This is a genomic window from Mycobacterium sp. (genome assembly GCF_965229265.1).
GTDB lineage: Bacteria > Actinomycetota > Actinomycetes > Mycobacteriales > Mycobacteriaceae > Mycobacterium.
The window spans coordinates 1,159,745-1,172,557 of sequence record NZ_CBDDIY010000010.1; the positions used below are offsets into that span (position 1 = coordinate 1,159,745).

General features: G+C 67.3%; 12 protein-coding genes. 4 read left to right on the forward strand and 8 right to left on the reverse strand.

The window, feature by feature from the left end:
• Positions 1-3: 3 nt before the first annotated feature.
• The 3 genes from ADBZ9K_RS07525 to ADBZ9K_RS07535 form a co-directional block, all read right to left on the reverse strand.
• Positions 4-1,020 (reverse strand): PhoH family protein, encoded by a 1,017-nt coding sequence (locus ADBZ9K_RS07525; protein WP_526619465.1) that lies wholly within the window; start codon positions 1,018-1,020, stop codon positions 4-6.
• Positions 1,021-1,101: 81 nt separating this feature from the next.
• The gene (locus ADBZ9K_RS07530) at positions 1,102-1,518 is read right to left on the reverse strand and encodes a nuclear transport factor 2 family protein (protein WP_526619466.1); all 417 of its coding nucleotides are present in this window, start codon (positions 1,516-1,518) and stop codon (positions 1,102-1,104) included.
• Positions 1,515-2,753 carry a cytochrome P450 gene (locus ADBZ9K_RS07535; protein WP_526619467.1) on the reverse strand — a complete coding sequence of 413 codons (1,239 nt, stop codon included), beginning with the start codon at positions 2,751-2,753 and terminating at the stop codon, positions 1,515-1,517. The genes ADBZ9K_RS07530 and ADBZ9K_RS07535 overlap by 4 nt, the downstream gene beginning before the upstream one ends.
• Before the next feature lie 117 nt (positions 2,754-2,870).
• Between ADBZ9K_RS07535 and ADBZ9K_RS07540 the strand changes: the two genes are divergently transcribed.
• Positions 2,871-4,058, forward strand: coding sequence for a LuxR C-terminal-related transcriptional regulator (locus tag ADBZ9K_RS07540; protein ID WP_526619468.1), 1,188 nt, complete (start codon positions 2,871-2,873; stop codon positions 4,056-4,058).
• Between the two features lies 1 nt (position 4,059).
• On the opposite strand, the gene ADBZ9K_RS07545 is transcribed toward ADBZ9K_RS07540, so the two are convergent.
• From ADBZ9K_RS07545 to hrcA, 3 genes are read right to left on the reverse strand one after another with little or no spacing between them, the layout of a single operon-like run.
• Positions 4,060-4,812, reverse strand: coding sequence for a 16S rRNA (uracil(1498)-N(3))-methyltransferase (locus ADBZ9K_RS07545; protein ID WP_526619469.1), 753 nt, complete (start codon positions 4,810-4,812; stop codon positions 4,060-4,062).
• Positions 4,813-4,816: 4 nt separating this feature from the next.
• On the reverse strand, positions 4,817-5,959 hold the full coding sequence (gene dnaJ, locus ADBZ9K_RS07550; RefSeq protein ID WP_526619470.1) for a molecular chaperone DnaJ: 1,143 nt from the start codon (positions 5,957-5,959) through the stop codon (positions 4,817-4,819).
• Between the two features lie 25 nt (positions 5,960-5,984).
• On the reverse strand, positions 5,985-7,022 hold the full coding sequence (hrcA, locus tag ADBZ9K_RS07555; protein WP_526619471.1) for a heat-inducible transcriptional repressor HrcA: 1,038 nt from the start codon (positions 7,020-7,022) through the stop codon (positions 5,985-5,987).
• A gap of 184 nt (positions 7,023-7,206) precedes the next feature.
• On the opposite strand from hrcA, the gene ADBZ9K_RS07560 reads away from it, so the two are divergent.
• On the forward strand, positions 7,207-7,530 hold the full coding sequence (locus ADBZ9K_RS07560) for a type II toxin-antitoxin system VapB family antitoxin (RefSeq protein ID WP_115320676.1): 324 nt from the start codon (positions 7,207-7,209) through the stop codon (positions 7,528-7,530).
• Here ADBZ9K_RS07560 and ADBZ9K_RS07565 read toward each other — a convergent pair.
• Together ADBZ9K_RS07565 and ADBZ9K_RS07570 are read right to left on the reverse strand one after the other, a co-directional pair.
• Positions 7,485-9,020, reverse strand: a complete 1,536-nt coding sequence (locus tag ADBZ9K_RS07565) for a sensor histidine kinase (RefSeq protein ID WP_526619472.1) — start codon at positions 9,018-9,020, stop codon at positions 7,485-7,487. The two genes, ADBZ9K_RS07560 and ADBZ9K_RS07565, sit on opposite strands and share 46 nt — an antisense overlap.
• Entirely contained in the window at positions 9,017-9,796 is a 780-nt protein-coding gene (locus ADBZ9K_RS07570) for a response regulator transcription factor (RefSeq protein ID WP_526619473.1), read from the reverse strand. The genes ADBZ9K_RS07565 and ADBZ9K_RS07570 overlap by 4 nt, the downstream gene beginning before the upstream one ends.
• A gap of 369 nt (positions 9,797-10,165) precedes the next feature.
• On the opposite strand from ADBZ9K_RS07570, the gene ADBZ9K_RS07575 reads away from it, so the two are divergent.
• A complete protein-coding gene (locus ADBZ9K_RS07575; RefSeq protein WP_526619474.1) occupies positions 10,166-12,394 on the forward strand; it encodes a SulP family inorganic anion transporter in 2,229 nt (742 codons plus the stop codon).
• A 148-nt stretch (positions 12,395-12,542) separates the two neighbouring features.
• Positions 12,543-12,776 (forward strand): hypothetical protein, encoded by a 234-nt coding sequence (locus ADBZ9K_RS07580; RefSeq protein ID WP_526619475.1) that lies wholly within the window; start codon positions 12,543-12,545, stop codon positions 12,774-12,776.
• The last annotated feature ends 37 nt before the right edge of the window (positions 12,777-12,813 follow it).

Sequence of the window (12,813 nt, forward strand, 5' to 3'; positions counted from 1 at the left end):
CCCCTATCGCCGCGTCGAGCGTCGCTGAGTGCGGTTCACCAAAGCCGGTTGTTCGGCCTTGGCGTAGGCGTCGACGATCTCCGACACCAGCTTGTGGCGCACGACGTCGGCGCTGGTGAGCTGGGAGAAGTGAATGTCGTCGATCCCGTCCAGGATGTCCATCGCGGCGCGCAACCCGGACCTGGCGCCCCCGGGCAGGTCGACCTGGGTGATGTCGCCGGTGACCACGATCTTGGAGCCGAACCCCAGCCGGGTGAGGAACATCTTCATCTGCTCGGCGGTGGTGTTCTGCGCCTCATCGAGGATGATGAACGCGTCGTTGAGGGTGCGTCCACGCATGTAGGCCAGCGGCGCAACCTCGATCACCCCGGCGCTCATCAGCTTCGGAATCGCGTCGGGGTCCATCATGTCGTGCAGCGCGTCGTAGAGCGGGCGCAGATACGGGTCGATCTTCTCGCTCAGGGTGCCCGGCAGAAACCCAAGGCGCTCACCGGCTTCCACTGCCGGGCGGGTCAAGATGATGCGGGTGACCTGTTTGGTCTGCAGTGCATTGACGGCCTTGGCCATCGCCAGGTACGTCTTGCCGGTGCCGGCCGGTCCGATGCCGAAGACGACGGTGTTGGCGTCGATCGCGTCGACGTAGCGCTTCTGGTTGAGCGTCTTGGGCCGGATCGTCTTGCCGCGCCGGGACAGGATGTCCAGTGTCAGCACCTCGGCGGGCGATTCGTTGTCGGCGCCGGACACCATGCCGACGCTGTGCCGCACCGCGTCCGGGGTCAGCGTCTGCCCCCCGGCCACGACGGCAATCAGTTCGGAGATGACCCGCTCGGCCATCGCGACGTCGGCCGCATCACCGGACAGGGTGACGGTGTTTCCGCGGACGTGCAGGTCAGCAGAGAGGCTGCGTTCGAGTGCGCGCAGATTCTCATCAGCGGAACCCAGCAGGCCCACAACGAGGTCGGGCGGAACAGTCATGCTGCTGCGCACCTGAGCAGCAGCGGTTGTCTCGCGGGGCGTCACGTGGTCTTCGAAGCCTGCTTCCTGGGTTTCCGGTCAAGTCGGAATCCCAGTTTACCGCCAGGACGGGGCACCTCCCACCCGTCAATCCGCAGTTCTGGTAAACGCGTCGTGGGTCAGCGCGGAGTTCATGAAGTCCCGGAAGTGCAACCACTTGCCGTCGCGCAGCGTGATGATGTGGGCGAACTCCGACTCCCAGGTGTGACCGGTGGCCGTCCGCACGAACCTCTGGTGGCCCCAGACCGCGAGGTTGTCCCCGTCGGCGATGAACAGCCACGGCTCCATGGCGGTGATCTGGATGTGGCTGCCGACCGTGCTGAAGAACTCCACGGCAGCCTCGATGCCGCGGTAGTCACCGGCATATGGGATGGCGTCGCTGCCGTAGTAGGTAATCCGGACTTCCGGATCCATATGGCTCAGTGCGGTGTCCAGATCACCGGCCGGAACCGCCGCGTAGATCGCTTTGGTGGCAGCGATGTTGCCGCTCTCGACGGTGGTCATCGGGCCAGCTGCAGCGGCAGGCGGACGAATCCGTGGGTGAGCAGGCTGGCGGTCTGGCGCACACCCGCCTCCTCGGACAGGCCGATCACCGAATAGCGGTCCAACACCGCGTTGACGACCGAGACCACCTCGAGCCGGGCCAGTGGCGCGCCCAGGCAGAAGTGCAGGCCGTGACCGAAGGCCAGATGCTGGCGGATGTTGGGCCGGTCCAGGTCCAGGCGTTCGGGATCTTCGAAGACGGCCGGATCGTGATTGGCCGATCCGAAGAACAGCGCCACCCACTCCCCCTTCTTGATCTGGGCGCCATCGATCTCGACGTCGCGGGTCGCGATGCGGAACAACCGTTGCGGCCCGGTGAGCCGTGCGACCTCCTCGATGAAGGTGCTCACCAGCGAGCGGTCGGCCCGCAGTCGGGCCGTCACCGCAGGCTCTCGCGCCATGGCGTGCAGGACACTGCCGATCAGGTAGGTCGTCGTCTCGCTGCCTGCCACCACCAGCGTCACGCAGAGCCGCACGATCTGCTCCGGGGTGAGCCGCGCTCCGTCGAGTTCGGCCCGCAGCAGCGCCGAGATCAGATCCTCGGCGTCCTCGACGTCCTGCGAATCATCAAGGCGGGCACTGTGTTCGATGACTCGTTCGGTGAACGCGGCCACCATGTCGGCGTTACTGGCCATCCGCTCCTCGGGTGTCATCGTCGACGACAGCATGAAGGCGTTGGCCCAGTTCTTGAACCGGACGTGGTCGCCGTCGGGCAGGCCGAGCAGCCGGACCATCGCGCGGGTCGGGACCTCGTCGGCGAACTCCATGACGTCGGGGTCACCGTCGCGGGTCCGGGCATCGAAATCGGCCAGCAGCACCGGCACCAGGTCGGCGAGCCAGTTCTCCAGCCTGCGGATGCGCCGCGGCGAGAATGCCTGGCTGACCAATTTGCGTTCGCCGGTGTGCGCGGGCGGGTCGGTGTTGACCAGCATCAGACTCGGGGCCGACGACGCCTCCTGGATGGGGTCGCGGGAGGAGAACGTCTCGTTGTCGCGGGCGGCGGTGAACACCTGGTCGTAACGGAACAACGCCCACGCGGTGACCGGCTCGTCGGCGCCGGGCACGGTCCCCGGCGGCCAGTCCTGGTAGCCCGCCACCGGCGAGGAATCCCGCAGTTGCTCGAAGAGCGGATAGGGGTTCGCGATCCCCTCGGGGGTCGTCAGCAATTGAAGTGCAGAAGCGGTGGTCGAGGTCATGCAAACAGCCTCAATCCCGGTAGGGGGCCGGTCGATATCCCGATGGGGGTCAGTTGCGCTCCCGACCGGGCGGTTTTGCCACTACTGCCCCATTAGTGGTGAGACGATCGGCTCACTGTGACCGCCACCACTGACTCTCTTGACGCCCTGCCCGTGACCGCGCTCATCGACGGCAATCACCCCGGCTGGGCGTCCAAGCAACCGCCCACCAGCGCGGTGACCCGCCGCTACGACGAGGCCTGCCGCCTCGGCATCGTCGAGCACGCCGAAGACCCGATCCGGGCCGTCGCCGACACCGTCGACGCGCAGGCCACCGTTGTGCGGGAGGCGTTGGAAGGCCTCGGCGACGAGGCGGCGCTGGCCGCCCTGGAAGCGGTGCTCGACCTGTCCCTGCTGGAGCGCCAGCTGATCGAGGACAACTCCCGACGCAGGACGCTGGCGCTGCTGCGGGTGCAGGAGGGCCTGTCCAAACTGCGCGGAATCGACGAAGTCGCCAAGATCGTCGACCGGGCACCGCGCGAACTGGTCGAGTCGTGCGGGTTCGACCGGGCCGTGTTGTTCCGGGTGCACGAGGGCCGAATGGTGATGGAGGCGGCGTATTTCGGTGATGACGCCGAGGGCGCCGAGAAGATGGTGGCCTTCGCCCAGTCCGTCGCCCCGCCGCTGGACCACATGCTGCTCGAGACGCAGATGATCCGCAGGCACGCCCCGGAGATCGTGCGGGACGCCCGCAACGACCCCCGGGTCAACCGCCCGATCATCGACTTCTCGCTGACCCGCTCCTACGTGGCGGCTCCCGTCATGCCCACCGGCCGGGTGATCGGGTTCCTGCACGCCGACCGGCTCTATTCCGGGCGCACCGTCGACGAGATCGACCGCGACACGGTATGGGCGTTCGCCGAGGGATTCGGGTACGCCTTCGAGCGCACCGTGCTGATGGAGCGGATGCGCCGCCAGCACGCCGAGGTGCGCAGCGCACTGGCCACCGCCGAGCAGGCTGCTCAGGCCCTCCAAGATGCCGACCTCGAACTGCGCAAGGTCGAACCCGCCGAGCGCAGTCCGGCCAGCCGCCGGCTCGCGGAGGTCGAGTCCCGGGTGCACGACATGCTGACCCGCCGCGAGGCCGAGGTGCTGCGGCTGATGGCCGACGGCCGGACCAACCAGCAGATCGCCGACGAACTGGTGATCACCCCGGGTACGGTGAAATCCCACGTCAAGCGGGTGCTTCGAAAACTGCATGCCAGCAACCGGGCGGAGGCGGCCTCGATCTACGCCCGGCTGGGGGCCAAGCCCGATCCGGCCTGACTCAGCCGATCGTCCAGCGCGCGGTGAGCACGCCGAGCGCTCCGAGTGCCACGGCGGCCGCCGTCGAGGTGCGCAGCACGGTGGGGCCAAGCCGGATCGCGGTGGCGCCGGCCGCGACCAGCTCGTCGAGCTCGGTGTCGCTGATCCCGCCCTCGGGACCGACGATCAGCAGGATCGAATCCGCTTGCGCCACTGGGATATCGGCGAGAGGACGGTCAGCGGATTCGTGCAGGGCCAGTACCAGCCCGCCCGCGCCGACCCGTTCTGCGGTGAGCGCCGCGAGCGCGGCGGTGCCCAGGGGGCCGGCGATCTCGGGGATATAGGCCCGCCGCGACTGCCGGGCCGCCGACCGGGCCACGGCCCGCCAGCGCCGCAGTCCCTTCTCCGCCCGATCGGAATCCCAACGCGCCACGCAGCGCGACGCCTGCCAGGCGATGAAGTCGTCGGCGCCGGCCTCGGTGGCCAGCTCGATCGCCAGTTCCGATCGTTCCGATTTGGGGATGGCCTGCGCGACGGTCACCGCCGGCGCAGACGGCGGGGCCGTCCAGCGCTGCACCACCCGAGCCGTCAATCCCCGCTTGCCCGCCTCCTCGACTTCGCAGCGGGCCAGCGTCCCGGCACCGTCGGAGAGCACCAGCACTTCGCCGGGCCGGATGCGGCGCACCGTGGCCGCGTGGAAACCTTCGTCGCCGTCGACGACGGCGCTACCGCCGACCGCCGGGATGGCGTCGGCGTAGAACAGGCTGTCGGCCACCGCCTCAGCGGCCGCTGAACGTCTCGCGCAGCCGGTTGAACAGCCCGCCACCGGAGTTGGCTGCCGCGGCGTGCGTGGACTTGACCTGCGCCTCCTCCTGGCTGCGGGTCTTGAACTCGGCCAGCAGTTCCTTGGCTCGGGCGTCCAGCTTGCCGGGCACCGTCACCTCGATGTGCGCGTGTAGGTCGCCGCGGGTGCCCGAGCGCAGATGCGGCATTCCATGCCCGCGCAGCGTGGACACCGAGCCGGGCTGGGTGCCGGCCGGGATCGCGATCTCGACCGGTCCGTCGAGGATGCCTTCGACGGTGACCGCGGTGCCCAGCGCGGCGTCGACCATCGGCACCGTGACGGTGCAGTGCAGGTCGTCGCCGTCGCGCACGAAGACGTCGTGCTGCTGCTCGTGGACTTCCACATAGAGGTCGCCCGCCGGTCCCCCGCCGGGCCCGACCTCACCCTGCGCGGCCAGCCGCACCCGCATCCCGTCGCCGACACCGGCCGGGATCTTGACGCTGATGTCGCGGCGCGCCCGAACCCGGCCGTCGCCGCCGCAGCGGTGACACGGGTCGGGGATGACCTCGCCCACCCCGCGGCAGGTCGGGCAGGGGCGTGAGGTCATGACCTGGCCGAGCAGCGAACGCTGGACGGTCTGTACCTCGCCGCGGCCGCCGCAGGTGTCGCAGGTGACCGGCACGGAGTTGCCGTGGGTGCCCTTGCCCTGGCAGAGGTCGCACAGCACCGCGGTGTCGACGGTGACCTGCTTGGTGATCCCGGTGGCACACTCGGACAGGTCCAGCCGCATCCGCAGCAGCGAGTCCGAACCCGGGCGCACCCGGCCGACCGGACCGCGCGACGCGCTGCCACCCCCGAAGAAGGCCTCGAACACGTCACCGAGCCCGCCGAAACCGCCGAAACCGTTGGCCGACGCGGCGCCTTCCAGCGGGTCGCCGCCGAGGTCGACGATGCGGCGCTTCTCCGGATCCGACAGCACCTCGTAGGCGGCGCTGATCTCCTTGAACCTGTGCTGGGCGTCCTCGTCGGGGTTGACGTCAGGGTGCAGTTCGCGGGCCAGCTTTCGATAGGCGCGCTTGATCTCCTGATCGCTGGCGCCCTTGCTCACCCCGAGCAAGCCGTAGTAGTCCCGTGCCACACTTGACCTTTCGAAATCCGGCCGGCTAACCGGCCCGGTGTCCTAAGACATCGCCTATGTACATCGCAACCGCCGCAACATTGGCGATAGTTCCCGGATAGTCCATCCGGGTGGGCCCCAACACACCCATGCCGCCGTAAACCGTGCCCGAGCTGCCGTAGGTCGTGGACACCACCGAGGTACCGACCATCTGCTCGGCCTCGGTTTCATGGCCGATGCGCACCGTGACCTTACCCGCTTCCTGCTGGGCGGCCAGCAACCGAAGCACCACCACCTGCTCCTCGAGCGCTTCGAGGACCGACCGCAACGATCCGCCGAAATCCGCGGTGTTGCGGGTCAGGTTGGCGGTGCCGCCCATCAGCAGCCGTTCCTCGTTGTGCTCGACCAGTGACTCCAGCAGCACGGTGGCCGATCGCCCGACGGCGTCGCCCAACCCGCCGGAGCCGTCGAGCTGGGCCGCCAGGTCGGCCACCGCGACCGAGGCCGCCGCGAGCCGCTTGCCCTCCAGCGCCTGCCCGAGCAACTCGCGAAGCTGGGACAGCTGGTGGTCGTCGATGGTGTCGCCCAGCTCGACGATGCGCTGATCGACCCGGCCGGAGTCGGTGATGACGACCATCAGCAGCCGGGCCGGCGTCAGCGCGACGATCTCGAGGTGGCGCACGGTCGAGGTCGACAGCGTGGGGTACTGCACGATCGCGACCTGCCGGGTCAGCTGGGCCAGCAGTTTCACCGCGCGTCGCAGCACGTCGTCGAGGTCGACGCCGGACTCCAGGAACTGAAGAATCGCGCGGCGTTCGGCGCTCGACAGTGGTTTGACCTCGTTGATTCGGTTGACGAACTCCCGGTAGCCCTTCTCGGTGGGCACTCTCCCCGAGCTGGTGTGCGGCTGCGCGATGTATCCCTCGGCTTCCAACACCGCCATGTCGTTGCGCACGGTGGCGCTGGACACACCGAGGTTGTGACGGTCGACGAGGGCCTTGGAGCCGATCGGTTCCTTGGTCGCCACGAAGTCGGCGACGATGGCACGGAGGACCTCAAAACGACGGTCGTCGGCACTTCCCATCTGTACACCTCCAGGTCGCTTCCATTTTACGGGCACCAACAGCACAATTAGCACCCACGCTGGCCGAGTGCCACCTTGCGCCGGGCGGCGGGCTCGGTTACCTGCTGCCGTTGCCACCGTCAGCGACTAGCCTTGCTGGAATGGTGACGCCAGGTCGGGGGGCTTTGGTCGGGACGACGGCCCGATGATCTTCAAAGGCGTTCGGGACGGCAAGCCATACCCCGACCACAACCTCACCTACCGCGACTGGTCCCAGATCCCGCCGCGACAGATCCGCCTCGACGAGTTGGTCACGACGACGACGGTGCTGGCACTGGACCGCCTGCTGTCCGAAGACTCCACGTTCTACGGCGACCTCTTTCCGCACGCGGTCCGGTGGCGCGGCGTGATCTACCTCGAGGACGGCCTGCACCGGGCGGTCCGGGCCGCGCTGCGTAATCGCACCGTCCTGCACGCACGGGTCTACGACATGGACGGCGGCGTAGCCGACCAGTTCTCGGCCAGCTGACCGACGGCCGGCAGGCTCACCGTGAATTGAGTTCGGCCCGGGCGGGATTGTGCATTCACCGTGCCTCCGTGTGCTTCCACGATCGACAACACGATCGCCAATCCCAGCCCACTGCAGCCAAGGTCACGCGACCTCGACTTGTCGGCGCGGACGAACCGGCCGAACAGATTGGGCATGATCTCGTCGGGAATGCCGGGCCCGTCGTCGCTGACGACGAGCTGCACCCGCCCGTCGCTGCCCGTAGTGAGCGATGTGTTGACGGTGACTCCCGCGGGGGTGTGCACCCGCGCGTTGCCGAGCAGGTTCGCCAGCAGCTGATGTAGCCGGGCGCGGTCGCCGCGAACCCAGATCGCCTCGTCGGGCAGGTCGATCATGAAGTGATGATCCGGCGCGCTCACCGCCGCGTCGTTGACCGCGTCGGCCACGATGTCGCACAGGTCGAGGTCTTCGAGTTCGAGGTCGCCGCCCTCGTCGAGCCGTGACAGCTGGAGCAGGTCGGCCACCAAGGAGGTCATCCGGCGCGACTCCGCCTCGATACGGGCCAACGCGTACTCGGTGGTCGGCGGCAGTACGTCGCTGTCCTGGCGGGTCAGCTCGGCATAACCGAGGATCGCGGCCAGCGGTGTGCGCAGTTCGTGGCTGGCGTCGGTGAGGAATTGGCGCGTTCGGCGGTCGGAGGCGGCGATATCGCCAAGCGCGGTATCGACATTGGTCAACAACCGGTTGAGGGTATGGCCGACGACCCCGATCTCACTGGCCCGGTCGGTGTCGGCCGGGCTCACCCGGGCGGTGATCCGGTAATCAGTGGGGTCCAGGGGAAGTGCGGCGACCTTGGCAGCGACGTCCGCGACGCGCCGCAGCGGGCGCAACGCGTAGTTCACCACGATCATCGTTCCCAGCGCGGTGAGCGCCACGGCGACCACAACCAGGATCACCACGGTCAGGCCTTTGCCTGCGACGGTCTTGTTCGCCAGATCCAGCGACACTGCCGACACCAGCCGTTCGCCGCCGGGGAAATCCCGGTGCCCGACCCGATGCGATCCCATGTCGCCGAGTTCGACGGTCTGCGGATCGCCGCCCGCCCAGTTGACCTTCTCCAACGCGCGCAGTGCATCCGGCGGAGCCGGGACGGGTTCGCCGTCGGTGAACGCGCTGGCGTACACCACCCGGTCGTCACGCAGCATCGCGATCACCGTTCCCGGCCCCTGGCCCGGGAACTCATCGAAGTCACCGTGACTGACGCTACCGTCCGCTGCAGGTTGTTCGATGTCCCCGTACCGCTTGGCCTTGGCATACGAATAGCTAAACGCCGCAAGCGAATTGGATACCTGACTGTTGGCAAGGCTCATCGCCTCGTCGCGCAGACTCATCACCGCAACCGCGCCGATGGCGATCATCGCGACGCTGCTGATCGCCGAGACCCAGATGACCAGCCGCCGACGCAGCGAACGCGGACGCCACCGTCTCTCGCCGTGGGTCGCCGGCCTCACCGCTGCGGCCGCAGCATGTAGCCGACGCCACGCACCGTATGGATCATCGGTTCGCGTCCGGCGTCGACCTTGCGGCGCAGATAGGAGATGTAGAGGTCGACGATGCTGGACCGTCCACCGAAACCGTAGTTCCAGACCCGATCCAGGATCTCCGCGCGGGCGAGAGCCCGGCGCGGGTTGCGCATGAGGTAGCGCAGCAACTCAAATTCGGTCGTGGTCAGGGCGATGGGCTCACCGCCCCGGCTAACCTCGTGGCTGGCGCCGTCGAGAAGCAGGTCGCCCACCTTGAGCACCTCGTCCTCGGGGGCCGCGGTGGCCTTGGACCGGCGCAGCAGACCGCGCAGCCGCGCCACCAGTTCCTCCAGGCTGAACGGCTTGGTCAGATAGTCGTCAGCACCTGCAGTCAGGCCCGTCACCCGGTCCAGCACCGAATCACGCGCGGTCAGGAACAACGTCGGGGTGTAGCCCTCCGACTCCCGGGTCATCTTCAGAATCTGCAGTCCGTCGATGTCGGGCAGCATGATGTCGAGCACCAGCAGGTCGGGCCCGAACTCGTCGAACCGCGCGATGGCTTCGCGTCCGTCGCGGGCAACCTCGACATGCCAGCCCTCATAGTGCAGGGCCATCTTGACCAGATTCGTCAGCGCCGGCTCGTCGTCGACGAGCAGCACGCGGATGGGCGAACCATCCGCGCGGGAGATGCGCGGAAGCTGACCGAGGATGGCCTGACGGGGGCGGAGAGGACGAGACGTTGACGGTGCGACCGGTATAGCCATACTTCGATTCTGGTGAAAACACATGAATCTGTCATGGATCCCATATCTGTTTCATATCTTGCCCGGTGGCTGCCCGAGTGAAGGCGTTGCCGTATTGCTTTCGCGGCCAGAGCATTCCGCCATCATCTGTTAGACGCGACACATTTTGGTAACAACTCTGCCGCGCAGAGTGTCCGCAGATATGGATCCCATATGGATTCCTTGAAGAAGATCTTCCACCACACCTACTGTCGCGCTTGTGAATTCGTTCCGCTTCAGCTGATCGATTCGTGAATCGACTGCCAATCAATAGATCTCGCATAAGCAGACAGGAGTCTGGCCTTGCAGCGTTCCACCGCGCCACTTGAGGGTTCTGATGACCCGGGCAGGATGTCCACCCTCCTGCGCTACGACCTACCGGCCTCGCTGGTGGTCTTCCTGGTGGCCTTACCGCTGTCCTTGGGTATCGCCATCGCCTCTGACGCACCGGTGCTGGCGGGGCTGATCGCCGCGATCGTCGGCGGTGTGGTTGCCGGCGCCCTTGGCGGATCGCCGCTGCAGGTCAGCGGTCCCGCCGCCGGACTGACGGTGATCGTCGCGGGCTTGGTGGCCGAGTTCGGCTGGGCGGTGACCTGCGCAATCACCGTCTGCGCCGGCATCCTCCAGGTACTGCTGGGAGTCAGCCGGGTGGGCCGCGCAGCGCTGGCGATATCGCCGATGGTGGTGCACGCCATGCTGGCCGGCATCGGCGTCACAATCGCGCTTCAGCAGGTCCACGTCCTGCTGGGCGGCAGCTCCGAGAGCTCGGCCTGGCGCAACATCACCGAGCTACCCAGTCAGCTGCTCGCGGCCGATCACGCCGGCTTGGCCGTCGGGCTGCTGGTGATCGGGATCCTGGTGAGCTGGCGCTGGATGCCGGCGAAGATTCGTAAGGTGCCCGGGCCGCTGGTCGCGATCGTCGTCGCCAGCGCGGTGTCGGTGCTGTTCGCGATGAATGTGCCGCGCATCCAGCTCAACGGTTCACTGCTCGACGCCCTGAAGCCACCGGGCCTGCCGGAGGGCAACTGGGGCGCGTTCGCGACGGGCGTAATCACTGTCGCTCTCATCGCCAGCGTCGAGAGCTTGCTCACGGCGGTCGCCGTGGATCGCATGCAGGACGGCCCGCGGTCGAACCTGAACCGTGAACTCGTGGGGCAGGGCGCTGCCAACGTCGTCTCGGGTGCGGTCGGCGGACTTCCCATCACGGGGGTGATCGTGCGCAGCTCGGCCAACGTGACCGCCGGCGCCAAAACCCGCGCCTCGGCGATGTTGCACGGCGTGTGGGTTCTGGTCTTCGCGCTGCCGTTCGCCGGGTTGGCCCAGCAGATCCCGACCGCGGCGCTGGCCGGGTTGCTGATCGTCATCGGCATTCAGCTCGTCAAGCTCAGCCACATCAAGACGGCACGCCGAACCGGCGATATCGCCGTCTATCTGGTGACGATCGCCGGGGTGGTCTTCCTCAACCTGCTCGAAGGTGTCCTGCTCGGGCTGGCGTTGGCGGTCGTGCTGACCGTCTGGCGGGTGGCGCGCGCCAGGATCCATGCCCAACCCGCCGACGATGATGACGACAACAACGACGATTGGCGCGTCGCCGTCGAAGGTTCCGCGACGTTTCTGTCGCTACCCCAGTTGCACAAGACGCTGGCCTCGGTGCCACCCGGTGTTCGCGTCACACTGGAGATTTCGGTGGACTTCATCGACCATGCCGCACACCAGGTGATCGAGGATTGGCAGCGGCAGCACGAGGCGTCAGGCGGCAGCGTTCTGGTGCAGGAAGTCGGCTCCGTCGAGCTGAGCAGCGCGCTGGACGGCCCGCCGCAGCGCGCCTTCGGCATGGTCGACAAGCGGCTCGGCATCGTGCCGTGGAGTTGGTGGCAGGACCCGCTGACCACCAACGGCCACGAACGGCGCGACACCCCACCCCAGTCCGTTCTCGACGGCCTCGAGGTCTACCACCGTAGGACGGCTCCCCAAATACGCCCGCACATGGAGAAATTGGCGCACACCAACACCGCCGAGACGCTGTTCATCACGTGCACCGACGCCAGGATCGTGCCCAATGCGATCACCAGCAGCGGGCCGGGTGACCTGTTCACCGTGCGCAACGTCGGCAACCTGGTACCCGCCGACCAGCACGATCATTCCGTGGAAGCGGCGATCGCCTTCGCGGTCGGCAGGCTGAACGTGTCATCGATCGTCGTCTGCGGCCATTCCGCCTGCGGCGCAATGCATGCCGCGTTGCGAGAACAAGGCGTCGCGGCGCCGCGGCCACCCAGCGAGGAACACCTCCGGTCCTGGCTGAAGTACGCCAAGCCGGCTCTGGACGCCTTCAACGAGGGCAGGCACCCGATCGCGCAATCGGCCGCCGAGCAGGGCTTCAACACCGCCGACCAGCTGAGCATGGTCAGCGTTGCCGTCCAGGTCGACACGCTGGCGCGCCACCCGCTGATCCGTGATCTGTACGAGCAGGGCCAGCTGAAGATCATCGGCCTGTTCTATGACATCGGCAGTGCCCAAGTTCTGCACGTCGAGCCGGCACCGGTTTTATCGTTGCATACCAACGGGATTGCTGTTCAATGATTGAGTTCAATTGAATTTCAATAGATTTGACTCTGATATGAACTCCGTGACTGGCGCGCCCGCAGCGCATAGAGTTGAGTTATCGGGAAGAGTCAACGAAAACCTAATCCCCCCAAGGTTTCTCTCCCGGCAGAAGAAAGGACGATCAATGACGATCAAACTCCGCCACCTCGCCCCGCTCGTCGCCGCCGGTGCCGCGGCGCTTGCCGTCAGCCTCGCGCCGAGCGCTGGCGCGGCGCCCAATCCGATCGACTGCCTGGACAAGGGCGGGGCGACCATGTGCCAGAAGCAGGGCCACGCAAGGATCCACACAGCACCCCCTGTCACCTCACCTCAGCAGCCGTTCGGGTTCAACGGAATCCCGATCTGGGCCCTGGGCTAGTAGGCAGGACGCCGAGCAAGGCCGCGGGACGCGCCTG